Raw genomic sequence first — 20,330 nt, 5'->3', positions numbered from 1 at the left:
ATTCCCGGCCTTGTGCCGGGAATCCAGGGTTCAGTTTACTCGACAGACGATCCAGCAAGCGGAAGCCTGGACCCCCGATGCGCCCATGGGCAACAAGTGCGGGGGTGACGGGAAGAAAAATGGGGTGATGCCGGTGCGTAATCACCGGCATCCTCATCTCTGCAACTTCCCGGCTTGACCGGGCGGCGAGGGGCGGGTAGGACAGGATCATTATGGCAAAACGCACCTTCATCAGGATCGAGGCTGTCTCTCTCGCGGGAATTCCGTCGGAATCCCGGGACGAGTCCGCCCGCCGCGCGCCATAATCCAACGCTGAAATAAGAACAGCCGAGCGCGCCGGACCCTGACGAAGGCGCGCTTTTTTATTTCTGCCAGGCTATTTGCCGCCAAAATCCAGCGCCCCGTCTGTCCGGCCCTCTCGGCGGAGGAATGAAGAATGTCCGTCGCCGCCAGTCTTCTGAAAGACACCCGCCCGCCCGTCGAGAGCGGCCGGCCCAACTGGGATGAGACCCGCGCCACGCTGAAGCTGGCGCTGCCGCTGATCCTGGCGCAGCTCGCCCAGATGGCGATCAACACCACCGACGTGGTGATGACCGGCTGGCTGGGGCCGGAAATGCTGGCCGCCGGCACGCTGGCGACCAACTACATGTTTCCGCTGTTTTTCCTGGGCATGGGGATTCTGGCCGCCGTCGCGCCGATGATCTCGCAGGCGCTGGGGGCGCGGCAGTTCCGCAATGTCCGGCGCAGCGTACGCCAGGGCTTCTGGGCCGGGGCCGCGCTGTCGGTGCCCTATTTCTTCCTGCTGCTGTTCTCGGCGCCGATCATGTCGCTGCTGGGCCAGCAGCCGGAGGCGGTGACGCTGGCGGAGAGCTATCTGCATGTTTCGCTGATCGCGATTCCCTTCGTCCTGTGGCTGATTCCCCTGCGCATCCTGGTCGCATCGCATGGCAAGGCGCATCTGGTGCTGATCAGCTCCACCACCGGCTTCTTCCTGAACATCCTCGGCAATTACACGCTGATGTTCGGCAATTTCGGCTTTCCGAGGCTGGAGCTGGTGGGGGCGGCGGTCAGCTCCGTGCTGGTGAACATCGCCATGTTCACCGTGCTGCTGGCCTATTGCCTGACCAACCGGCGGCTGCGGCGCTACCGCATCCTGGCGCGCTGGTGGCGGCCGGACTGGTCGCGTTTCGTCACCATCTTCCGCATCGGCGTGCCCAGCGGTCTGACCAACCTGGCCGAGGTCGGGCTGTTCTCGGCTGCCAGCTTCCTGATCGGCGCCATCAGCATCCAGGCGCTGGCGGCACACGCCATCGCCCTGCAATGCGCGGCGCTCAGCTTCATGGTGCCCTATGGCCTGTCGCAGGCGACGACGATCCGTGTCGGGCTGGCGGTCGGGGCCGGCAACCGGCCGGGCGTGCGACGGGCAGGTGTGATCTCGCTGTCGCTGGGCCTCGGCTATGCGGCGCTGGCGGCGCTTGGCTTCTGGCTGGCGGGGGATTTCATCGCCGGCCTGTTCCTCGATCATAAGCTGGCGGAGAATGTGCCGGTCATCGAGATCGCGGTGCGGCTGTTGCTGATCGCGGCCTGGTTCCAGCTGTTCGATGCCACCCAGACCATCGCGCTGGGAGCACTGCGCGGCCTGCGCGATACCGCTGTGCCGATGGCCTATGCGATTGCCGGCTATTGGGGGCTGGGCTTCACCGGTGCGGTGGTGCTGGGCTACTGGGTCGATATCGCGCCGGGCTGGGGCGGTGTCTATGGCGTGTGGCTGGGTTTCGTGATCGGCCTGGCCAGTGTCGCGGTGGCGCTGACCCTGCGCTTTTTCGCGCGGTCCAGACTCTAGCGGGATAAACCCCCGACTTGTGCCGAGACGGCGGCGCCGGTATGGTGCCGCCGACTTCGCGACACAACAGGTCCCTGGGGCGCATGCGCAGTTTTCTGGATTTCGAGAAGCCGATTGCCGAGGTCGAAGGCAAGATCGAGGAGCTTCGGCACCTGTCCGGCGGCAGTGAGATCAACATCGCCGAGGAAGTGGCCCGGCTGGAAGGCAAGGTCGAGCGTCTGCTGTTGACCACCTACCAGAAGCTCACTCCCTGGCAGAAGGTGCAGGTCGCCCGCCATCAGGACCGGCCGCGCTTCAAGAACATCGTCTCGCACCTGATCGAGGAATTCACGCCGCTGGCCGGCGACCGGAACTTCGCCGAGGATGCGGCGCTGCCGGGCGGCCTGGGGCGGTTCCGCGGCCATTCCGTCGTCGTCATGGGGATGGAGAAGGGCGCGACCACCGAGGAACGGGTGCGCCATAATTTCGGCATGGCGAAGCCCGAGGGCTACCGCAAGGCGCGCCGGCTGATGGAGCTGGCCGACCGGTTCGGCCTGCCGATCGTCACCTTCATCGATACGGCGGGTGCCTATCCCGGCGTCGGTGCCGAGGAGCGCGGCCAGGCCGAGGCGATTGCCCGCTCCATCGAGGCCTGCCTTGCCGTGAAGGTGCCGGTGATCGCCTGCATCGTCGGCGAGGGCGGCTCCGGCGGCGCCATCGCGCTGGCCGCCGCCGACCATGTCATCATGTTCGAGCATTCGGTCTATTCGGTGATCTCGCCGGAAGGCTGCGCCTCGATCCTGTGGCGCAGCTCCGACCAGTCTCAGGTCGCCGCCGAGGCGCTGCGGCTGACCGCGCAGGACCTTCACAAGCTCGACGTCATCGACGAGATCGTGGCCGAGCCGGTGGGCGGCGCGCATCGCCGGCCGGGCGACGCGCTGACCGCGCTGGGCGACGCCGTGGAGAAGGCGCTGAAGACGCTGCTGCCGCTGGACGGCAAGGAACTGAAGGCGAAGCGCCGCGAGAAGTTCCTCGCCATGGGCAAGATCGGCCTGTCCTGACCGTTATCCCGACCGGGTTTGAGGGGCTGCGTTAGAACAGCCCCTCGATCTCGCCCTTTTCGTTCACATGGATGGCATTGGCCGCCGGCACGCGCGGCAGGCCGGGCATCGTCATGATGTCGCCGCAGATCGCCACCACGAACTCCGCCCCCGCCGACAGCCGGACTTCGCGCACAGGCACGATATGGCCGGTTGGGGCGCCGCGTGCCGCGGCATCGGTCGAGAAGCTGTACTGCGTCTTGGCGATGCAGACCGGGAAATTGCCGAACCCATCCGCCTCCAGCTGCTCGAAACGCTTGGCGACGGTGGCGTCGAAGGCGATGTCTTCGGCACCATAGATCGACCGCGCAACAGTGCGGACCTTCTCCGCCAGCCGCATCCCGTCGGGATAGAGCGGCTTGAAGTTTGACTGCCCGCTATCCGCCAGCTCCGCCACGCGTGCGGCCATCGCCTCAATGCCTTTGCCGCCTTCCGCCCAGTGCCGGTTCAGGAAGCAATCCACGCCCTGCGCCCGGCAGAATTCCAGCACGGCGGCGACCTCCGCCTCGGTATCGCCGGTGAAGCCGTTGATGCCGACGACCAGCGGCACGCCATATTTCCGCACATTGGCGATGTGCCGGCCCAGATTGGCGAGGCCAGCCTCGACGGCGGCGACATTCTCCTGCCCCAGATCGGCCTTGGCGACGCCGCCATGCATCTTCAGCGCGCGCACGGTGGCGACGAGGACGGCGGCATCCGGCGCCAGTCCCGCCTTGCGGCACTTGATGTCGAAGAATTTCTCGGCGCCCAGATCGGCACCGAACCCGGCCTCGGTCACCACATAGTCGGCCATCTTCATCGCCGCCTTGGTGGCGATCACCGAATTGCAGCCATGCGCGATGTTGGCGAACGGCCCGCCATGCACGAGGGCCGGGTTGTTCTCCAGCGTCTGCACCAGATTCGGCATCAGCGCATCACGCAGCAGGGCCGTCATCGGACCGGCGGCCATCAGCTCGGCCGCGCGCACGGGCCGGCGGTCGCGGGTATAGCCGATGACGATGCGCCCCAGCCGGGCCGTCAGGTCTTCCAGGTCGGTCGCCAGGCAGAAGATCGCCATCACCTCGGAGGCGACCACGATGTCGAACCCGTCCTCGCGCGGATAGCCGTTGGCCACCCCGCCCAGCGAGCTGACGATCTGGCGCAGCGCCCGGTCATTCATGTCCACCACGCGGCGCCAGCTGACGCGGCGCGTGTCGATGCCGATCTCGTTGCCCCAGTAGATGTGGTTGTCGATCAGCGCCGCCAGCAGATTGTTTGCCGCCGCGATGGCGTGGAAGTCGCCGGTGAAGTGGAGGTTGATATCCTCCATCGGCACGACCTGGGCATGGCCGCCGCCGGCGGCACCACCCTTCATGCCGAAGCACGGGCCAAGGCTGGGTTCGCGCAGGCAGATCATCGCCTTCCGGCCGATCCGGTTCAGCCCGTCGCCGAGGCCCACCGTGGTGGTGGTCTTGCCCTCGCCGGCAGGGGTCGGGCTCATCGCCGTGACCAGGATCAGCCTGCCGTCCGGCCGGTCCTTCAGCGATGCGATATAGCCAAGATCGATCTTTGCCTTGGTCGGGCCATAGCGGTACAGCCGGTCCGCCGGGATCGCCAGTTTCGCGGCAATCTCCTCAATCGGCTTGAGGTGCGCTTCACGGGCGATCTCGATATCGGATTTCGGCTTGCTGACCATCGCGTTCTTCCCTGTTTCCGGTTTTCTTTATGGCCGCGGCGGGCCAAGGCTGGCATTGTGTTTGAAGGTACTTGGCTATGACGGACGGCACTATGGCGAATCTTTCCGCCATTCGTCCAGCAAGGCCGTTAACCTTTGCTTAATTCGACGGCTACTAGGCTGGGCCAGTGCGGCACTGGCCGTCTTTGTGGGGATTCAGAACAATGTCCGGCAATAACGCCACTGACCTTAAGCCCGAAATCCTGAAGCTTTTCGCCTTCACCCAGAAGATCCGGCGTGAACTGGCGGCGATCCGCAAGCCGGGCGAGGATACCGACCATTTCAACAGCATGTCGCAGGAGTTGGACGCCATCGTCGCGGCGACCGAGGATGCGACCAACACCATCCTGGAAAGCGTCGAGGCGATCGACGCCATCGCCCAGGAAATCCGCGACATGGCACCGGACAACAAGCCGATGACCAAGAAGCTGGATGCCATCGGCGACCGTATCGGCGCGGTGTTCGAGGCCTGCACCTTCCAGGACATTACCGGCCAGCGCGTTTCCAAGGTCGTGACCTCGCTGAAATTCATCGACGAGAAGCTGAATACCATGGTCAGCCTGTGGGGCAAGGACGAGCTGGCACGCCTGTCCAAGGAAATCGGCGAGGATGCCCGCGAGGGCGACGCCGCCCTGCTGAATGGTCCGCAGCTGAAGGGCAAGGGCGTCAGCCAGGACGATATCGACCGCCTGTTCGACTGAGCGGGGTGGAGGCGATGGGGCCGGCCCATCGCGGGCGCGTCGCGGCGGGGCGTGGCTTCGCCAGCGACCGCATGGCGCTGGAGCCGGTGCATCAGGGGCTGCAGGCGCTGGCGGGCGGTATCGGCATGGTGCCGGGCACGCTGAATTTGCTGCTCGACCTGCCTTTTGTCGGATTTCTGCCCTTCTATGTGACCGAGGCCGATCTGGGCGTTACCGTGTGGACCGACCATGCGCCGGCCCGCAAGGGGCTGTCGATTGGCCGGGCGCTGATTGCCGGGCGCTATCGCGGGCTGATCCTGCGCGGCGACGAGCCGGACTATCCGGCCAACCAGGTGGAGATCGCCTGCGAGGTCAGGCTGCGTGAGCATCTGGGACTGGCGGATGGCGACCGCCTCGATTTCCGGCTGGTCGACAGCTTCAGATAGGCCTCATGTCACGGCCCAGCCGATCAGGGCGGCGCCGATGACCAGCTGGAAGATGCCGCCGACGATGCGCGCCCCGATGAAGGCCTGCAGCGCCCCCACGATGAACAGCGCTCCCAGCGCCAGCAGCACCCAGGCGAACAGGCTGGCATCGTCCATGCCGGCGCCGCTGGCCACCCCGCCGAAGAAATCCGAGAAGATGGCGCCCAGTGAGTCCAAGGCGCCCAGCACCGTATCGGCGATCCAGGCCAGGCCCGCGCCGATGATCTCGCCCACATCGCGCAGTATGTTCACTTCGACCATGATCGCAGACCCTTCCCGGCGGAGATAATAAGGCCACATTTTCAATGTTTTGTGGCGTTAACGATTGATTCAGCTTAACCGTGTTTAATTGCGTCGTGGCGAACATTTGAATCGGTTGGCCACGGAAAGGCAAGGCAAGGTCATGTTCGCGAGATTGAAGGAAATGCTCTCAACCGACGAGCGCCGGATTGCTCCGCGCGTCGAGCCGGTCGGGGATTGCTTCGTCGAACTTGACGGGCATCGCTATGCGCTGAAGAACTGGAGCCTGACCGGCCTGTTCTTCGGCCCGTGCGACCAGGTCGTGCCGAAGCAGAAAATCTATCTGCGCCTCTGCGTGAAGGACGATGTGGTCAATATCGACTTTCCGGTCGAGGCGGTGGTGGCGCGGGTGCAGCCCGACGGCATGGTCGGCGCCTTCTTCTACAGCATGAATCCGGGGCTGAAGAAGCAGATCATCAAATATTTCACGCATCAGCGCGAGCTTGCCGGCGACGAGAATTAAGCAGCGCCGCCAGCCGCTTTGGCAATGGCGCGGCGATAGCCCTCCGGCAGGGCCAGACCGGCCAGATCATCCACCGCGAACAGCCCGGCATCCAGATGCTCCTGGCTGAAGCTGAGCGATCCCAGATTGTGCTTCAGTCGGCAGGCGTAACTGACGATCACCACCTCGCGGTCCACCTGGGCGATGCGGTAGGTCCAGCAATCCAGCAGCGGACCGACCACGACATCGAGATACAGTTCCTCGAAGATTTCCCGGTGCAGGCAGTCTTCCGGCTGCTCGCCCGGTTCCAGGCGCCCGCCCGGCAATTCCCATTCCGCGCGCTCGTTGCGCAGCAGGATCACCTGCCCGCGATGCAGGATCACCCCCTTGATCGACACCGGAAAGACGGAACCGGCCATAGATCGCTTCCTAGGTGGTAATGGCGGCGGCGCCGAAACCGATCAGCAGCGCGCCGGCGAAACGGTTGATCCAGGGCAGCGCCGTATCCGGTATGCGCCCCCGGATTGCCGTCACGAAGCCGGACAGCAGCACCCACCACAGGGCGGAGCCGACGAACACCCCGACGGTCAGGCCGATCGATTGCGACGTCTCGCCGCCGGCATGCATCAGCCCCAGCCCGGCGAAGATCGCGATGAAGGACAGGATGGTCATCGGGTTGGTCAGGGTCAGCGCAAAGGTGGCGATCACCTCGCCCGCCAGGCCCAGCTTTCCGCCCGGGGCCAGGAAGGGAAGGATGGGGCGTTCGGGCAGCCGGTCGGCATCGGCATAGATCACGATGGCCTTGATGCCGAGCAGGATCAGGAACACGCCGCCGCCGATCTTCAGCACATCCTGCCAGGCCACGAAGAAATCCATGACAGACACCAGCCCGAAGGCGGCGACGGCGCCATAGGTGCCATCCGCCAGCGCTGCCCCCAGCCCGACCGCCAGCCCAGCCGGCAGGCCGCGCTTCAGCGTGCGCTGTATGCACAGCGCGCCAATCGGGCCGACCGGGGCGGCGATCGCGAAGCCGACAGCCAGCGCCTTATAGAAGAAAAGCAGGTCCATCCGGGGTCCGTTCGGGTGCTGCCGGGCGATTGTTTTCGCGGCGGCTGTGGAAAATGTTGATGAAACTGTGGATGGAAAGTAAAGTAAAAAAAATATCCGTAAAACCAAACTCCCCAGATAATATGGCTTTCGATTCGGAAAGTGTTCTAGATAAGGTTGGCTGGCAACTCCTGCGTGCTTTGCAGGAAGATGCGCGGTTATCCTTCAGCGAGCTGGGCCGTCGTGTGGGGCTTTCCTCACCCGCCGTGGCCGAACGCGTGCGCCGCATGGAGGATATGGGCATCGTCGCCGGCTACCGGGCGACCATCGACCCGACGCGACTGGGCTTTCCGACACTGGCCTTCATCCATCTCAGGCTGAATGGCGACCAGTATGCCCGCGTCGCCGCGATGGCCCGCAATCTGAGCGAGATCATCGAATGCCACCATGTCACCGGCATCGACTGTTTCCTGTTCAAGGTGCTGGTCTCCTCCCCGGCGCATCTGGAGGCTGTGATTGCCCAGCTGCGGACCTTCGGCCAGACCAGCAGCTCCATCGTGCTGTCCTCGCCGGTGAAGAGCAAGATGCTGCTGTCCGGCCCCAGCGTGCGCATTGAGCCTTAAGCCGGTCTAAGAGAAATTTGGCAAAGATTCCGTCCCGGATGGCTTGACGGGGCGGGCGGGAGCGGCTACAAACCGCGCTCTCCTGAGCCGGATTGCCGGCTGGGTACGCTATTTTGTGGGCCGGAAGCCCGCTCAACCGTCAGGGCTTGCCCTGCCATAGGAATTCGGAGACGAGACATGGCGAAACGCTGCACGATCACCGGCAAGGGCGTGCTGGTCGGCAACAACGTCAGCCACGCCAACAACAAGACCCGCCGCCGTTTCCTGCCGAACCTGCAGGAAACCTCGCTGCTGTCCGATGTGCTCGGCATGGTCCGCGTGCGACTCAGCACCAACGCGATCCGCACCATCGAGAAGAATGGCGGCATCGACGCCTATCTGCTGAACACCCGGGTGGCCGCGCTGACCACCGAGGCGCGCCAGCTGAAGCGCCGCGTGGTGAAGGCGATGGAGAAGAAGCAGGCCGCCTGATAGCGCCGCTTCCAGAGATACGCAGAGGCCCGCTGAAAAGCGGGCCTTTTGCTTTTCGGGCTCAGCAGGCTTCCGGGTCGAGCGTACGGGTCAGGCGCTGGCTGCCCAGCAGCGCGAATTTCAGGGTCAGTGCCTTGCGCCGCGCCGGCGCCAGCCGTGCCTCCGGCGCCTCGCGCAGGATGGCCGCACCGAACCGGTCAGCGACGATCAGCCCTGGCTCGTCCGGCAGGATGTCGTGCGGAAACCCCTCCCCCACGGCGAAGAAGAACCGGTCGCAGAACTCCAGATAATCGCGCCATTTGCGGTCGCTGCGGAAATCCTGCACGGAGGATTTCACCTCCACCACGGTGATGCTGCCATCCGGCGCCAGCGCCATCACATCCACCCGGCGGCCGGTGCGCAGCGTCACCTCGGTCAGCGTGCCATGGCCGTGGGCGGCCAGTAGCCGACAGGTGCCGCGCACGATATCGCTGGCGATAAGCGGCGACGCCGCGATTGCGGGCACGGTGGCGGGCAGGTTACTCATTGCCGGATGCCAATGGCGCCGCGCAGATCGCAGCCTTCCAGATTGGCACCGCGCAAATCGGCTTCGGTGAAATCGGCATCCTGCAGGTCAGCGCCCGACAGGTCGGCATTGCGCAGCACCGCCTTCACGAAGCTGGCGCTGCGGGCGACCACCTTGCGCATGTCGATGCCGGACAGGTCGGCCTCGACGAACTTCGCGTGCTCCAGCTGGCTGGTCCAGAACTGGGTCACCGCGCCGAAGATCGGCACCGGGTTCATCTTGGCGGCGACCAGCCGCGCGCCGGTCAGATTGGCGCGCTTCAGATTGACCCCGCGCAGGTCGGCGCGCGACAGGTCCGCACCGCGCAGGTCGGCGAAGCCCATATCGGCCATCAGCAGCTCGCATTTCTGCAGGTCGGTTCTGGCGAGCACCGCGAATTCGAAGGCCGCGGCGGAGAAGTTCAGCTCCGCCAGCTTCATGCCGGAAAGGTCGATGCGCGTCAGGTTGGCGCGGCGGCCTTTCTTGCCGGCGGTCCTGATCCAGTCCACATGCTGGCGCACCAGCGTTTGCAGCGTGATATCCAGCGTGTCGAAATGCACCGGCTTCAGCGCGTTCTGGAAGCTGGCTGAGCCGTAATCGACCGTGCCGAAGACAGCCCCCGCCAGATCCGCGCCGGCGAAGGAGGTCTCACTCAGGATGGCGCCGATCAGGATGGCGCCATGCAGCACGGCGCCGTCGAAGGTCGCCTCCGTCAGGTCCGCCCCTTCCAGGATGGAGCCGGTGAGGTTGGAGTTGCTGAGGTCGGCGCGCACCAGCTTCACATTGCGCAGGATGCAGTCGGTCAGGTCGGTCTGCACGATGAAGGCGTTCGACATCTTGGCGTTCGACAGGTCGGCGCGGGCCAGGATCGCGGAGCCGACATCGGTGGTGCGGGCATGCTGGCCGATGCCGACCAGATTGCCCTTCTTGTCGGGGCGCATCAGCAGCCCGTCGCGCAGGTCGCATTCGACCATGTTGGCATTGGTCAGGTCGGCACCGCGCAGATGCACACCGCGCAGGTCGGTGCGGGTGAGGTCAGCGCCGCGCAGATTGGCCTGTGTCAGATCGGCGCCGAACAGGCTGGCCGCGCGCAGCGTGGCGCCCTCCAGCACGGCATGGTGCAGCCGCGCGCCCGACAGGTCGGCGTTGGACAGGTCGCGTCCGGAAAAATCCAGGTAGGACAGGTCATGCAGCAGGAAATTGGCACGTTGCCCGCCCATGCGGCCGCCGACGAACTGCTCATGCAGGTCAAGCGCCCGGTCAAGCTCCTGCTGCGCCAGCCGCTTCCATTCGAAGCCGCCATCGTCACCAAGCGACGGTGTCCTCGTCATGCGCGTTCCCGACTGGCTGTCATCCCGCCAGACTGGCGCGCTTCTGTGGCTTTGTCGAGGCGCCTTAGCCTACAGGGTCTGGGCTGCCGCCATGATCTGCAGGCCGCCCTCATAGATCATCGCCAGTGCCACATAGAGGATGATGGCAAGGCCGACATAGGCAACCCAGCGGTGGCGGTTCAGCAGGTTGGCGATCAGGCTGGCGGCCAGCCCCATGAAGGCGACCGACAGCACGAGGCCGATCACCAGCACCTCCGGATGCTCGCGCGCGGCCCCGGCTACAGCCAGCACATTGTCCAGCGACATCGAGACGTCGGCCAGTACGATCTGCAGCGCTGCCTGCGCGAAGGTCTTGCGCGGCAGCTCGGGTGCTGCCCTGCTGGCCGGGTCGGTGAAGCTCTCATCCGCGCTGTCGAGGGCGGCGTTGGCGGCCGCCTGCTCCGCCGCATGGCCGGCGCGCAGCTCGCGCCACATCTTCCAGGATACCCACAGCAGCAGGATGCCGCCGGCGAACAGCAGGCCGATGACCTGCATCAGCTGCGTGGTCATCAGCGCGAAGATGATGCGCAGCACCGTCGCCGCCGCGATGCCCAGCATGATGACCTTTACCCGCTGGTCCTTCGGCAGGCCGGCGGCGGCGAGGCCAACGACAATGGCATTGTCGCCGGCCAGCACGATATCGATCATCAGCACCTGGAAGAAGGCGCTCAGCATATCTGGCGTCAGCCAGTCTAAGCCTAGCATGGGTAAGGGTCTCTCAAGGCAGGAGGCTCTTACATCGCATGCCGGCCCCTTCTCCACAAGAGGGCGGCTCTACAAGAGGTGGCTACCAGCCGATGGCCGCCGGCAGCCAGGTCGCCGTGCCGGGAACCAGGAACACGATGGCGATGCCGATCATCTGCAGCAGCACGAAGGGCACCACGCCGCGATAGATGTCGCCGGTGGTCACGCCGGGCGGGGCGACGCCTTTGAGGAAGAACCGCGCCCAGCCGAAGGGCGGTGTCAGGAAGCTGGTCTGCAAATTCACGCAGATCAGCGTGCCGAGCCAGACCAGGTTCACGTCCTGGGCGATGAAATAGGGCAGGAACAGCGGCACCGCGATGTAGCTGATCTCGATCCATTCCAGGAAACAGCCCAGCACGAACAGCAGCAGCATCAGGAAGATCAGGCTGCCGGTCACGCCGCCGGGCGCCCATTCGAACATATGCTCGACCAGCTTCTCGCCGCCCAGCCCGCGGAAGGCGAGGCCGAACACCTGCGACAGGATCAGGATCAGGAACACCATGCCGGAGATCGACAGGCTGGCCCGTGCCGCATCGCGCAGCAGGGCGTAGGAAAGCTTGCCGGAGACCGCGCAGACGAGGATCGCCCCCAGTGCCCCCATCGAGGCCGCCTCGGTCGGCGCGGCGACACCGCCGATGATCGCCCCCAGCACCGCGACCACCAGCAAGAGCGGCGGCAGCACCACCTTGAACAGCTTAGCGTAGAGCTGCCGGCGCGGCAGGGCGGCGCGCTCCTCGGCGGAGATCGCCGGGGCATGGCTGGGCCGAAAATAGGCGGTGGCCAGGATGTAGAGGACGTACAGCCCGGCCAGGATCAGGCCGGGAAACACCGCGGCGGCAAACATGGTGCCGACGGATTCACCCAGGATATCGGCCAGCAGCAGCAGGATCAGGCTGGGCGGGATGATCTGCCCCAGCGTGCCCGAGGCGCAGATCGTGCCGCAGGCCAGCCCCTTGTCGTAGCCGCGCCGCAGCAGCGCCGGCAGGGTCAGCAGGCCCAGCGTCACGATGGTGGCGCCAACGATGCCGGTGGAGGCGCCCATCAGAACGCCGACCAGCACGATGGCGATACCCATGCCGCCGCGCATCGAGCCGGACAGATGGCCGACCACATCCAGCAGCTCTTCCGCCAGCTTCGATTTCTCCAGCATCACCCCCATGAAGACGAACAGCGGGATGGCCAGCAGCGTGTAGTTCGAGACCACGCCGAAGATGCGCGCCGGCAGCAGGTTGAACAGCAGCGGCCCGAAGCCGATGTAGCCGAACACGAAGCCGGAGACGGCGAGGCCGACCGCGACCGGCACGCCCACCATCAGCATGGTGAAGAAGGAGACGACCGTCAGGATCGCCAGAATCTCGTTCGGGGACATGGAAAAGACCGGGTCAGCGGGAAGGGAAAAACTTCAGGATGGCCCTCAGCGTCTCCGCCGTTGCCTGCGCGAACAGCACGGCAAAGCCCAGCGGGATCAGCGCCTTCAGCAGGAAGCGGTGGGGGATGCCGTCCGGGTTCGGCGAGCCTTCGCCCATGCCGTAGGATTGCAGGACGAAGGGGATGGACAGCTTCACCAGCAGGGCGGCGATCAGCGCCATGGCCAGGCCGGAGACGATGTCGATGGCAAGCCGTACGCGCTTCGGAAAGCGCTGGTAGAGGCCATCGACGCGCAGCGCCTCGCCATGCAGCAGGGCATAGGACATGCCGAACAGCGCGATCGGCGCGATCAGATGCCATTCCAGCTCCTGCAGCCAGATGGCGCCGGTATGCAGGAAATAGCGGACCAGCACATTGCCGGCCACCAGCAGCACCAGGGCGACGCCGATCCAGGCGGCGAGGCGGCCGAACAGCTCGACCACAAGGTCGAGCCGCCCGGCCAGTTTCGCGATTGCGCTCACGCGTGTTAGCTGCCGAGAGCGGCGCTCTGGAACGCGCCCTCGCTCAGCTTCGCCCATTTATCGTGCTTCTTCTTGAAGCCCATGTAGCTGTCATGGACCTTCTTGGTCAGCGGGTCCTTCGCCGATTCGGTCGCCAGCGTGTCATAGGTGGCTTCCTTCAGTCGCGCGATGACCGCGTCGGGCAGCGGCTTGGCGGTCACGCCGTCCTTCTCCACCAGCTCTGTCAGCGCCTCGCCGTTCACCGCCTCGCTCCAGGTCAGGCTTTCCAGCACGCAGGCCATGGAGGCGACCTTCACCATCTCCTTCAGGTCCGCCGGCAGCTTCTCCCAGGCGGCGGCGCCAATCACCAGCTCGCCGGTGGTGGCGGGCTCGTGCCAGCCGGTGGTGTGGTAGAACTTGGCCGCCTTCTGCAGGCCGAGGCGGCGGTCCTGGAACGGACCGACGAACTCCGCCGCATCGATCACGCCGCGCTCCAGCGCCGGGAATATTTCGCCGCCGGGCAGCAGTCGGGCATCGACACCGAGCTGGCCATAGACCTTGCCGGCCAGGCCCGGAATGCGCATGCGCAGGCCCTTCAGGTCATCGACGCTGGTCACTTCCTTGCGGAACCAGCCGGTCATCTGCACGCCGGTATTGTTCATCGGGAAGGCGACCAGGTTGAACGGCTTGTAGACCTCCTGCCACAGCTCCAGCCCGCCGCCGTGATACAGCCAGGCCATGTGGCCCTGGAAGCTCATGCCGAAGGGAACGGTGGTGAAATACTGGGCGGCGAACACTTTGCCGGACCAGAAATAGGAATTGGCGGCATTGGCCTCCACCGTGCCGGCGGCGACGGCGTCAAAGCCCTCCAGCGCCGGGATCAGCTCGCCCGCCGCGAAATGCTGGATCTTCAGCCGGCCGCCGGACATCGTCTCCAGCTTCTTCGCCATATCGGTCGGGCTGCCCGGCCCAACGACATAGAAGGGGGCGTTCGGCCCGTAGGCGTTGGTCATCTTCCAGGTGATGGTCGACTGCGCCCGCGCGACGGTCGGGGCGGCCAGCGCGGCAGTCGCGCCAACAGTGCCGGCAAGGCCGGCCTTCATGAAGGAACGGCGTTCCATGTGAAATACTCCTCTGTCCGCTTGTTCTGCTTGGGAGCCTCGTGCCGAGGCCTCGCCGCCGGAATTGCACGGCGCATGCCACTGGTAGGACCAGCGGCCAAAAGGACAGGGGATCAGGTGGTTATGGGAATTTCACCGCCGCGCGATGCGGTTTCACGGACGGCACGGCGCGCTGAAAGCGTGGGCAGTCCGCTGCTGCGCTGCACAAATTAGCAGCTTGACCAACAGGCTGGCGTTCCACATATCTGTGGAGCATCCTATGGCATGAATGCGAAGGAACTGAAGCGCTGGCTGAAAAAGCAGGGATGCACCTTCGCCAGTCACAAAGGCAGTTCCGGTCATCTGACGGTCCGCCTGGGTGACAGGAAGACTCAATTGCCGATGCACGGCTCCGCCAAGGAACCTGGAACGGGCCTTGTGAACAAGATTAAGCGCGATTTGGGACTGATCTGATGCTCACTTATCCTGTTGTGCTGACTCAGGACGACAATGGCACCTTGCTCGCCACTTGCCCGGACCTTCCGGAGGTCACAAGCTATGGTGAGACGGCGGAGTCGGCGGTGCGCCAAGCCCGTAACGCCATCGAGGAGGCGATCGCCGCGCGCCTCGATGCGTGGGAACCTGTTCCGGAAGGCACGGATGGTGCCGTGCAGGCGACCCTCTCGACGTTGCTGACCCTCAAGGTGACCCTTTACCGGACCTTGTGGGAGCAGGGGAAAACGCGCGCCGATCTGATGCGGCTTCTCGGCTGGAAGCGTACGCAGGTGGACCGGCTGTTCGATCCCAACCATGCAACCCAGCTTGACCAGTTCGACGCGGCGTTCGCGGCGCTCGGCAAGGGGATCGACGTGGCACAGACCGATCTGACGAGTTTTCTCGCGCGCTAACGGCTAGAAGGCCATCCAGCCGCCATCGACCATCAGATTCTCGCCGGTGACGAAGCTGGCATCGTCGGAGGCAAGGAACAGCGCCGCCCCGGCGACATCGTCCGGGGTGCCGAGACGCGGCATCGGCGTGCGTGATTCGGAATAGGCGAGGATGGCGGGATCGACGGCGCGGCCGGTCTTGCCGGTCAGGATCTTGCCCGGCGCCACGGCGTTGCACAGGATGTGGTGCTTCGCATAATCCACGGCTATCTGGCGGGTCATATAGACAAGGCCGGATTTGGAGACGCCATAGGCGATGTCGTTCGGTGCGGCGACCATGCCGTGCTGCGAGGTGATGTTCACGATCCGCCCGCGCACGCCCTGAACGATATCCTGCGTCAGCATCTGCCGCACGGCGGCGCGCGCCATCAGGAACGGGCCGGTCAGGTTCACCGCGATGACGCGGTTCCAGTCCGCCAGCGGCGTCTCGGTCAGCGGTGTGTCGGTGCCGATGGCGGCGTTGTTCACCAATATGTCCAGCCGGCCGAAGCTGCTGACGGCGGCGTCGATGGCGGCCTGCGCCTGTGCCTCGTCTGACACGTCCGTTGCGATGAAGCGTACCGGATGGCCTTCGGCTTCGATCAGCGCGCGGGTCGGCTCCCCGCCCTCGCGGACAGTCTCGGACAGGTCGGCGATCAGGATGGATGCGCCTTCGGCGGCGAAGCGCCTTGCGATGGCCCGGCCGATGCCGGATGCCGCCCCGGTGATCAGCGCAACCTTGCCGTCGAGCCTGCCCATCCCGCTGTCTCCTACGCCTTGCGACCGGTCAGCTTGCCGCCAGTCAACTTGCCAATGGTGCCGGTGGTGCTGCACCCGGCCTCCAGCGTCGCCCGCCCGACGCGCCCGCCATAGGATTGCACGATCTCGGCGCCGACCACGGTCTCCACCGTATAGTCCGCGCCCTTCACCAGCACGTCGGGGCGCAGCGTCTCGATCAGGTGGATCGGCGTGTCCTCGGCGAAGATCACCACCAGATCGACGGTGGCCAGCGAGCCCAGCACGGCGGCGCGCGCGGCTTCCGACTGCACTGGCCGGTCCTCGCCCTTCAGCCGCTTCACCGAGGCGTCGCTGTTCAGTCCGACCACCAGCCGGTCGCAGGCCTTGCGGGCCTGCGCCAGCAGCGAGACATGGCCGGGATGCAGCAGGTCGAAACAGCCATTGGTGAAGCCGATCTTCAGCCCGTGGGTACGCCAGCCGCGGATGGTCTCTGCGGCGGTGGACAGCGGCACGGTCTTGCGGTCCATCGACATCAGGCTGGTGGCGTGCTGCGCGTTCAGGATCTCGCCCGGTGTGGCGACGGCGGTACCGGCCTTGCCGACGACGATGCCGGCGGCCAGGTTCGCCAGTTCCGCCGCGCGCTCCACCGGGATGCCGGCAGCCAGCCCGGCGGCCAGCACCGCGACCACCGTGTCGCCCGCGCCCGATACGTCATAGACCTCCCGCGCGGCCGCCTTCAGATGCAGCGGCGGGGCGTCGGCGCGCACCAGCGTCATGCCGTCCTGGCTGCGCGTCACCAGCACCATGGCGACATCGCAGCTCTCGATGATCTTCCTGGCGGCTTCCTCCACCTCCGCATCGGTGCCGACTGGCAGGCGGCTGGCCTCGGCCAGTTCCTTGCGGTTCGGCGTCAGGATGGTGGCGCCGGCATAGCGCCCGAAATCCGCCCCCTTGGGATCGACCACGATGGGCCTGCCAGCCGCCCGCGCCATCTCGATCAGCCGGGTGACGACCGCATCGGTCAGCACGCCCTTGCCATAGTCGGAGAGGATCAGCCCGCCGCTGGTCGCCAGGTCGGTCTCGGCGCGCGACAGCAGATCGGCGACGCTGGCCGGCGCGATCTGCGCCACCAGCTCGTCATCGGCGCGCAGCAGCTGCTGGCCGCCGGCGATATAGCGGCGCTTCACCGTGGTGCGGCGGTTCTCCTCGAACAGCAGCTGCGCTTCGATGCTGGTTTCCTCGCCGACCAGCCCGATCAGCATGCGGCCGGCCTCGTCGCGGCCCAGCACGGTGAGGAAGCAGCTTTCCGTGCCCAGCGCCGACAGGTTGCGCGCCACATTCCCGGCCCCGCCCAGCATCGCCTGTTCGCGCTGAATCTGCAGCACCGGGATCGGCGCTTCCGGCGAGATGCGGTCCACGCTGCCATAGATGAAGCGGTCCAGCATGGCGTCGCCGACGCACAGCAGCCGGGCGCCGGCGATGCGCTCCAGATCGGCGGTGAAGTCGGTGGTTTCCTCTGTCATGACGCCAGTCCCAGCTTCTTTTCGATGGCGCCGCACAGCATCTGGCCCAGCATGATGTGCATCTCCTGGATGCGCGCCGTAGTCGATGATGGGACAATCAGCAGCGGATCGGCCAGCCCGACCAGATCGCCGCCGTTTTTGCCGCTAAGGGCCGCCACCCGCGCGCCGATGGCCCTCGCCGCCTGCAGCCCCTTAGTCACATTGGCGCTACGTCCGGAGGTGGAGATGCCGATCACCATATCCTCCTTGCGGCACAGCGCCTCGATCTGCCGGGCGAACAGCTGCTCGAAGCCCAGATCATTGCCGATGGCGGTCAGCGCCGAGCTGTCGGTGGTCAGCGCCAGCGCCGGGATCGCCTTGCGGTCGGTGATGTAGCGTACCGAAAGTTCGGTCGCCAGATGCTGTGCGTCGGCGGCGCTGCCGCCATTGCCGAAGAAGATTATTTTGCCGCCGGCATTCAGTGCAGTGCAGCAGGAGTCGACCAGCACCGCGAAGGGCTGCGCCAGCGCCTCGCGCGTCGCCGCCGTGACAGCCGCATGCTCCGTGAATTCCGCCGCATAGAAGGAAGCCAGGTCCATAACCGCCCCGTTCGGGTTTTCGGGTTCCGAATTCAGACTGTGGCGGTTTCCCTAGCACAATTTTCCCGGTACCAGCGATAGGTCTGTTCGATGCCGCTGCGCAGATCGATGGCGGGGCGCCAGCCCAGCGCCTTTATGCGGGAGATGTCGAGGCGCTTTTCCGGCGTGCCGTCGGGCCGGGAGGAATCGAACCGAATGGCGCCGCGATAGCCGACGGTCTCCGCGATCAGTCTGGCGAGGTCGCGGATCGATATGTCGCCGCCGCTGCCGATATTGACCGGCATTTCGTCCGAGTAGTCGTGCAGCAGCGCAAGGCAGGCGGCAGCCAGATCGTCGGCGTGCAGGAAATCGCGGCGCGGGCTGCCGCTGCCCCAGACGGTGACTTCCGGCACGCCCGTTTGCTTCGCCTCGTGGAAGCGGCGCAACAGGGCGGGCAGCACATGGCCGCTCTCAGCGTCGAACTGGTCGTGCGGGCCATAGAGGTTGGTCGGCATCGCCACGATGGCGTCGAAGCCATATTGCCGGCGGTAGGCCTGGCAGAGTTTCAGCCCGGCAATCTTGGCGATGGCATAGGCCTCGTTGGTCGGCTCCAGCGCGCCGGTCAGCAGTGCCTCCTCGCGGATCGGCTGCGGCGTGACGCGCGGATAGATGCAGGAGGAGGCGAGATAGAGCAGCTTCTCCGCGCCCTGCCGCCAGGCGGATTCGATGACGTTCGCGGCGATGCGCAGATTGACCGACAGGAACTCCGCCGGGAAGGCGGCATTGGCGGCGATGCCGCCCACCTTCGCGGCAGCCAGGATCACATGGCTGGGCTTTTCGGCGGCGAAGAAAGACTCCACCGTGCGTTCATCGGTCAGGTCCAGTTCGGCATGCGTGCGCAGCAGGAGTTTACGGTGGCCCTCCGCCTCCAGCCTGCGGCAGATCGCCGATCCGGCGAGGCCAGTATGGCCGGCGACATAGACCCGGCTGTCCGGCAGCAGCATCGCTCAGGCGGTCATCAGCCGCTGGGCCGGTTGTGCCGGCCGCAACCCGTAGCGCGCGAGGTCGGCTTGCATCATCTCCTCAACCAGTGCCTCAAAGCCGATGGTGGGGCGCCAGCCCAGCAGCCGCGCCGCCTTGCCGGCATCGCCGCAGAGATGATCCACCTCCAGCGGGCGGCGGCAGGCGGGATCGCTCACCACATGGAGTCGCCAGTCGAGTCCGGCCTGGCCGAAGGCGATCTCCAGCAAATCCCCGATGGTATGCGACTGGCCGGTGGCGATGACATAATCCTCCGGCTCCTCCTGCTGCAGCATCAGCCACATGGCGCGGACATAGTCGGCAGCATGGCCCCAGTCGCGCCGCACCAACAGGTCGCCCAGCGCCAGCCGGTTCTGCTGCCCGGCGGCGATACGGGCAGCGGCCAGCGTCACCTTGCGGGTGACGAAATTCTCGCCGCGGCGCGGGCTTTCATGGTTGAACAGGATGCCGTTGCAGGCGAACAGCCCATAGGCGTCGCGATAGACCGTCGTGGCATTGTGGGCGGCCAACTTGGCCACGCCATAGGGGCTGCGCGGGCGGAACACCGTGTCCTCATTCTGAGGCGGGGAAGAGTCGCCGAACATTTCTGACGAGCCGGCCTGATAGAAGCGCACTTGCCGCCCGCTGGTCCGGCAATGCGCGTGCAGCGCCTCCAGAACGCGCGTCGTGCCGGTGGCGATGACATCCATGGTGCGGGCGGGCTGCGCGAAGGACAGGCCGACATGGCTCTGGCCGGCGAGATTGTAGATCTCGTCCGGCTGCGTCTCGTCGATCAGGCGGCGCAGGAAAGCGGCATCCAGGATGTCGCCCTCATGCAGGAAGAAGCGCGGTTCGGCATCGTCCTCTCGCGACAGCATGTGCGCAATGCGCCAGACCGCCCCGCCCTCAATCCGCCGCGCGCGACCGTGCACGGCGTAGCCGGTTTCCCGCAGGATTTCCGCGAGGTAGGCCCCGTCCTGCCCGGCCACCCCGGTGATCTGGGCGGTCCTCATGGCTCAGCAGCGGGGCAGGTGATGATTCATAAGAGTAGTATGATTAACCGGCATACCATCGTAAAGCGGAAATCAGCGAGGGATGTCCAGCTGGAAGCCGCCTAACCCCGCTCCAGCGCCTTCGGCATTGGGCCGCCGGTTGCCCAGTCCAGCAGCTCGACCGTGTGGACGGTCGGGGTGTCGGTGCCGCTGCCGATCTGCGTCATGCAGCCCAGATTGCCGGCGGCGATGATGGCGGGCCGG

25 protein-coding genes are annotated in these 20,330 nt (G+C 65.7%); 10 read left to right on the top strand and 15 right to left on the bottom strand.

The window, feature by feature from the left end:
* Window positions 1-436: 436 nt before the first annotated feature.
* Entirely contained in the window at window positions 437-1,843 is a 1,407-nt protein-coding gene (locus MK313_RS05645; RefSeq protein ID WP_287780413.1) for an MATE family efflux transporter, read from the top strand.
* An 83-nt stretch (window positions 1,844-1,926) separates the two neighbouring features.
* Complete coding sequence (locus tag MK313_RS05640; protein WP_008945922.1) at window positions 1,927-2,883, top strand: acetyl-CoA carboxylase carboxyltransferase subunit alpha; 957 nt, start codon at window positions 1,927-1,929, stop codon at window positions 2,881-2,883.
* Between the two features lie 31 nt (window positions 2,884-2,914).
* Here MK313_RS05640 and MK313_RS05635 read toward each other — a convergent pair whose 3' ends face one another.
* A complete protein-coding gene (locus tag MK313_RS05635) occupies window positions 2,915-4,597 on the bottom strand; it encodes a formate--tetrahydrofolate ligase (protein ID WP_287780412.1) in 1,683 nt (560 codons plus the stop codon).
* Between MK313_RS05635 and MK313_RS05630 the strand changes: the two genes are divergently transcribed.
* From MK313_RS05630 to MK313_RS05620, 3 genes are read left to right on the top strand one after another with little or no spacing between them, the layout of a single operon-like run.
* The gene (locus tag MK313_RS05630) at window positions 4,587-4,814 is read left to right on the top strand and encodes a hypothetical protein (RefSeq protein ID WP_147430994.1); all 228 of its coding nucleotides are present in this window, start codon (window positions 4,587-4,589) and stop codon (window positions 4,812-4,814) included. The genes MK313_RS05635 and MK313_RS05630 overlap by 11 nt on opposite strands.
* Entirely contained in the window at window positions 4,801-5,337 is a 537-nt protein-coding gene (locus MK313_RS05625) for a protein phosphatase CheZ (RefSeq protein ID WP_008945920.1), read from the top strand. The genes MK313_RS05630 and MK313_RS05625 overlap by 14 nt, the downstream gene beginning before the upstream one ends.
* A gap of 14 nt (window positions 5,338-5,351) precedes the next feature.
* Entirely contained in the window at window positions 5,352-5,762 is a 411-nt protein-coding gene (locus MK313_RS05620; protein ID WP_008945919.1) for a DUF120 domain-containing protein, read from the top strand.
* Window positions 5,763-5,765: 3 nt separating this feature from the next.
* On the opposite strand, the gene MK313_RS05615 is transcribed toward MK313_RS05620, so the two are convergent.
* Window positions 5,766-6,062, bottom strand: coding sequence for a hypothetical protein (locus MK313_RS05615; RefSeq protein WP_008945918.1), 297 nt, complete (start codon window positions 6,060-6,062; stop codon window positions 5,766-5,768).
* A gap of 142 nt (window positions 6,063-6,204) precedes the next feature.
* Between MK313_RS05615 and MK313_RS05610 the strand changes: the two genes are divergently transcribed.
* Window positions 6,205-6,564 (top strand): PilZ domain-containing protein, encoded by a 360-nt coding sequence (locus MK313_RS05610; protein WP_008945917.1) that lies wholly within the window; start codon window positions 6,205-6,207, stop codon window positions 6,562-6,564.
* Here MK313_RS05610 and MK313_RS05605 read toward each other — a convergent pair.
* Both MK313_RS05605 and MK313_RS05600 read right to left on the bottom strand, forming a co-directional pair.
* Window positions 6,561-6,962 carry an NUDIX hydrolase gene (locus MK313_RS05605; RefSeq protein WP_287780411.1) on the bottom strand — a complete coding sequence of 134 codons (402 nt, stop codon included), beginning with the start codon at window positions 6,960-6,962 and terminating at the stop codon, window positions 6,561-6,563. The genes MK313_RS05610 and MK313_RS05605 overlap by 4 nt on opposite strands.
* A gap of 10 nt (window positions 6,963-6,972) precedes the next feature.
* The gene (locus MK313_RS05600) at window positions 6,973-7,611 is read right to left on the bottom strand and encodes a LysE family translocator (RefSeq protein WP_008945915.1); all 639 of its coding nucleotides are present in this window, start codon (window positions 7,609-7,611) and stop codon (window positions 6,973-6,975) included.
* Window positions 7,612-7,664: 53 nt separating this feature from the next.
* Here MK313_RS05600 and MK313_RS05595 point away from each other — a divergent pair, with 53 nt between their 5' ends.
* Window positions 7,665-8,213 (top strand): Lrp/AsnC family transcriptional regulator, encoded by a 549-nt coding sequence (locus MK313_RS05595; RefSeq protein WP_322095731.1) that lies wholly within the window; start codon window positions 7,665-7,667, stop codon window positions 8,211-8,213.
* A 177-nt stretch (window positions 8,214-8,390) separates the two neighbouring features.
* Window positions 8,391-8,684, top strand: a complete 294-nt coding sequence (gene rpmB, locus MK313_RS05590) for a 50S ribosomal protein L28 (protein ID WP_008945913.1) — start codon at window positions 8,391-8,393, stop codon at window positions 8,682-8,684.
* 61 nt (window positions 8,685-8,745) lie between these two features.
* On the opposite strand, the gene MK313_RS05585 is transcribed toward rpmB, so the two are convergent.
* The 6 genes from MK313_RS05585 to MK313_RS05560 all read right to left on the bottom strand — a co-directional run bounded on the left by MK313_RS05585 (window position 8,746) and on the right by MK313_RS05560 (window position 14,331).
* A complete protein-coding gene (locus MK313_RS05585) occupies window positions 8,746-9,210 on the bottom strand; it encodes an MmcB family DNA repair protein (protein ID WP_287780410.1) in 465 nt (154 codons plus the stop codon).
* The gene (locus tag MK313_RS05580; RefSeq protein WP_287780409.1) at window positions 9,207-10,559 is read right to left on the bottom strand and encodes a pentapeptide repeat-containing protein; all 1,353 of its coding nucleotides are present in this window, start codon (window positions 10,557-10,559) and stop codon (window positions 9,207-9,209) included. Before MK313_RS05580 ends, MK313_RS05585 begins: the two co-directional genes overlap by 4 nt.
* A gap of 69 nt (window positions 10,560-10,628) precedes the next feature.
* Complete coding sequence (locus MK313_RS05575) at window positions 10,629-11,303, bottom strand: TerC family protein (protein WP_287780408.1); 675 nt, start codon at window positions 11,301-11,303, stop codon at window positions 10,629-10,631.
* An 82-nt stretch (window positions 11,304-11,385) separates the two neighbouring features.
* Window positions 11,386-12,711 (bottom strand): TRAP transporter large permease, encoded by a 1,326-nt coding sequence (locus MK313_RS05570; protein WP_287780407.1) that lies wholly within the window; start codon window positions 12,709-12,711, stop codon window positions 11,386-11,388.
* A gap of 13 nt (window positions 12,712-12,724) precedes the next feature.
* Window positions 12,725-13,231: a TRAP transporter small permease subunit gene (locus tag MK313_RS05565; RefSeq protein ID WP_287780406.1), complete on the bottom strand. Its 507-nt coding sequence runs from the start codon at window positions 13,229-13,231 to the stop codon at window positions 12,725-12,727.
* A 5-nt stretch (window positions 13,232-13,236) separates the two neighbouring features.
* Window positions 13,237-14,331, bottom strand: coding sequence for a TRAP transporter substrate-binding protein (locus tag MK313_RS05560; RefSeq protein ID WP_008945907.1), 1,095 nt, complete (start codon window positions 14,329-14,331; stop codon window positions 13,237-13,239).
* 264 nt (window positions 14,332-14,595) lie between these two features.
* On the opposite strand from MK313_RS05560, the gene MK313_RS05555 reads away from it, so the two are divergent.
* Window positions 14,596-14,784: a type II toxin-antitoxin system HicA family toxin gene (locus MK313_RS05555; protein ID WP_287780405.1), complete on the top strand. Its 189-nt coding sequence runs from the start codon at window positions 14,596-14,598 to the stop codon at window positions 14,782-14,784.
* Window positions 14,784-15,218, top strand: a complete 435-nt coding sequence (locus MK313_RS05550; protein ID WP_287780404.1) for a type II toxin-antitoxin system HicB family antitoxin — start codon at window positions 14,784-14,786, stop codon at window positions 15,216-15,218. The genes MK313_RS05555 and MK313_RS05550 overlap by 1 nt, the downstream gene beginning before the upstream one ends.
* Before the next feature lie 3 nt (window positions 15,219-15,221).
* Here the strand turns inward: MK313_RS05550 and MK313_RS05545 are convergent, their stop codons facing one another.
* The 5 genes from MK313_RS05545 to MK313_RS05525 are packed head-to-tail and all read right to left on the bottom strand — an operon-like array spanning window position 15,222 to window position 20,087.
* Window positions 15,222-15,995, bottom strand: coding sequence for an SDR family NAD(P)-dependent oxidoreductase (locus MK313_RS05545; RefSeq protein ID WP_287780403.1), 774 nt, complete (start codon window positions 15,993-15,995; stop codon window positions 15,222-15,224).
* Window positions 15,996-16,006: 11 nt separating this feature from the next.
* The gene (gene rfaE1 / locus MK313_RS05540; protein WP_287780402.1) at window positions 16,007-17,497 is read right to left on the bottom strand and encodes a D-glycero-beta-D-manno-heptose-7-phosphate kinase; all 1,491 of its coding nucleotides are present in this window, start codon (window positions 17,495-17,497) and stop codon (window positions 16,007-16,009) included.
* A complete protein-coding gene (locus tag MK313_RS05535) occupies window positions 17,494-18,075 on the bottom strand; it encodes a D-sedoheptulose 7-phosphate isomerase (protein WP_287780401.1) in 582 nt (193 codons plus the stop codon). Before MK313_RS05535 ends, rfaE1 begins: the two co-directional genes overlap by 4 nt.
* Before the next feature lie 32 nt (window positions 18,076-18,107).
* The gene (locus MK313_RS05530) at window positions 18,108-19,058 is read right to left on the bottom strand and encodes a GDP-L-fucose synthase family protein (RefSeq protein WP_287780400.1); all 951 of its coding nucleotides are present in this window, start codon (window positions 19,056-19,058) and stop codon (window positions 18,108-18,110) included.
* 3 nt (window positions 19,059-19,061) lie between these two features.
* Entirely contained in the window at window positions 19,062-20,087 is a 1,026-nt protein-coding gene (locus tag MK313_RS05525) for a GDP-mannose 4,6-dehydratase (protein WP_287780399.1), read from the bottom strand.
* Window positions 20,088-20,330 lie beyond the last annotated feature (243 nt).

Source organism: Oceanibaculum sp. (assembly GCF_022449305.1).
GTDB lineage: Bacteria > Pseudomonadota > Alphaproteobacteria > Oceanibaculales > Oceanibaculaceae > Oceanibaculum > Oceanibaculum indicum.
The sequence above is the reverse complement of the archived record's forward strand: the minus strand, read 5'-3'. Positions and strand labels throughout refer to the sequence as shown.

Coding starts and splice junctions, on each gene's coding strand:
- rfaE1 (WP_287780402.1), bottom strand. CDS start 17,497: ATGACAGAGGAAACCACCGACTTCACCGCCGATCTGGAGCGCATCGCC.
- MK313_RS05555 (WP_287780405.1), top strand. CDS start 14,596: ATGAATGCGAAGGAACTGAAGCGCTGGCTGAAAAAGCAGGGATGCACC.
- MK313_RS05635 (WP_287780412.1), bottom strand. CDS start 4,597: ATGGTCAGCAAGCCGAAATCCGATATCGAGATCGCCCGTGAAGCGCAC.
- MK313_RS05620 (WP_008945919.1), top strand. CDS start 5,352: ATGGGGCCGGCCCATCGCGGGCGCGTCGCGGCGGGGCGTGGCTTCGCC.
- MK313_RS05575 (WP_287780408.1), bottom strand. CDS start 11,303: ATGCTAGGCTTAGACTGGCTGACGCCAGATATGCTGAGCGCCTTCTTC.
- MK313_RS05530 (WP_287780400.1), bottom strand. CDS start 19,058: ATGCTGCTGCCGGACAGCCGGGTCTATGTCGCCGGCCATACTGGCCTC.
- MK313_RS05545 (WP_287780403.1), bottom strand. CDS start 15,995: ATGGGCAGGCTCGACGGCAAGGTTGCGCTGATCACCGGGGCGGCATCC.
- MK313_RS05580 (WP_287780409.1), bottom strand. CDS start 10,559: ATGACGAGGACACCGTCGCTTGGTGACGATGGCGGCTTCGAATGGAAG.
- MK313_RS05570 (WP_287780407.1), bottom strand. CDS start 12,711: ATGTCCCCGAACGAGATTCTGGCGATCCTGACGGTCGTCTCCTTCTTC.
- MK313_RS05605 (WP_287780411.1), bottom strand. CDS start 6,962: ATGGCCGGTTCCGTCTTTCCGGTGTCGATCAAGGGGGTGATCCTGCAT.
- MK313_RS05610 (WP_008945917.1), top strand. CDS start 6,205: ATGTTCGCGAGATTGAAGGAAATGCTCTCAACCGACGAGCGCCGGATT.
- MK313_RS05525 (WP_287780399.1), bottom strand. CDS start 20,087: ATGAGGACCGCCCAGATCACCGGGGTGGCCGGGCAGGACGGGGCCTAC.
- MK313_RS05640 (WP_008945922.1), top strand. CDS start 1,927: ATGCGCAGTTTTCTGGATTTCGAGAAGCCGATTGCCGAGGTCGAAGGC.
- rpmB (WP_008945913.1), top strand. CDS start 8,391: ATGGCGAAACGCTGCACGATCACCGGCAAGGGCGTGCTGGTCGGCAAC.
- MK313_RS05585 (WP_287780410.1), bottom strand. CDS start 9,210: ATGAGTAACCTGCCCGCCACCGTGCCCGCAATCGCGGCGTCGCCGCTT.
- MK313_RS05625 (WP_008945920.1), top strand. CDS start 4,801: ATGTCCGGCAATAACGCCACTGACCTTAAGCCCGAAATCCTGAAGCTT.
- MK313_RS05615 (WP_008945918.1), bottom strand. CDS start 6,062: ATGGTCGAAGTGAACATACTGCGCGATGTGGGCGAGATCATCGGCGCG.
- MK313_RS05560 (WP_008945907.1), bottom strand. CDS start 14,331: ATGGAACGCCGTTCCTTCATGAAGGCCGGCCTTGCCGGCACTGTTGGC.
- MK313_RS05535 (WP_287780401.1), bottom strand. CDS start 18,075: ATGGACCTGGCTTCCTTCTATGCGGCGGAATTCACGGAGCATGCGGCT.
- MK313_RS05645 (WP_287780413.1), top strand. CDS start 437: ATGTCCGTCGCCGCCAGTCTTCTGAAAGACACCCGCCCGCCCGTCGAG.
- MK313_RS05550 (WP_287780404.1), top strand. CDS start 14,784: ATGCTCACTTATCCTGTTGTGCTGACTCAGGACGACAATGGCACCTTG.
- MK313_RS05595 (WP_322095731.1), top strand. CDS start 7,665: ATGTTGATGAAACTGTGGATGGAAAGTAAAGTAAAAAAAATATCCGTA.
- MK313_RS05600 (WP_008945915.1), bottom strand. CDS start 7,611: ATGGACCTGCTTTTCTTCTATAAGGCGCTGGCTGTCGGCTTCGCGATC.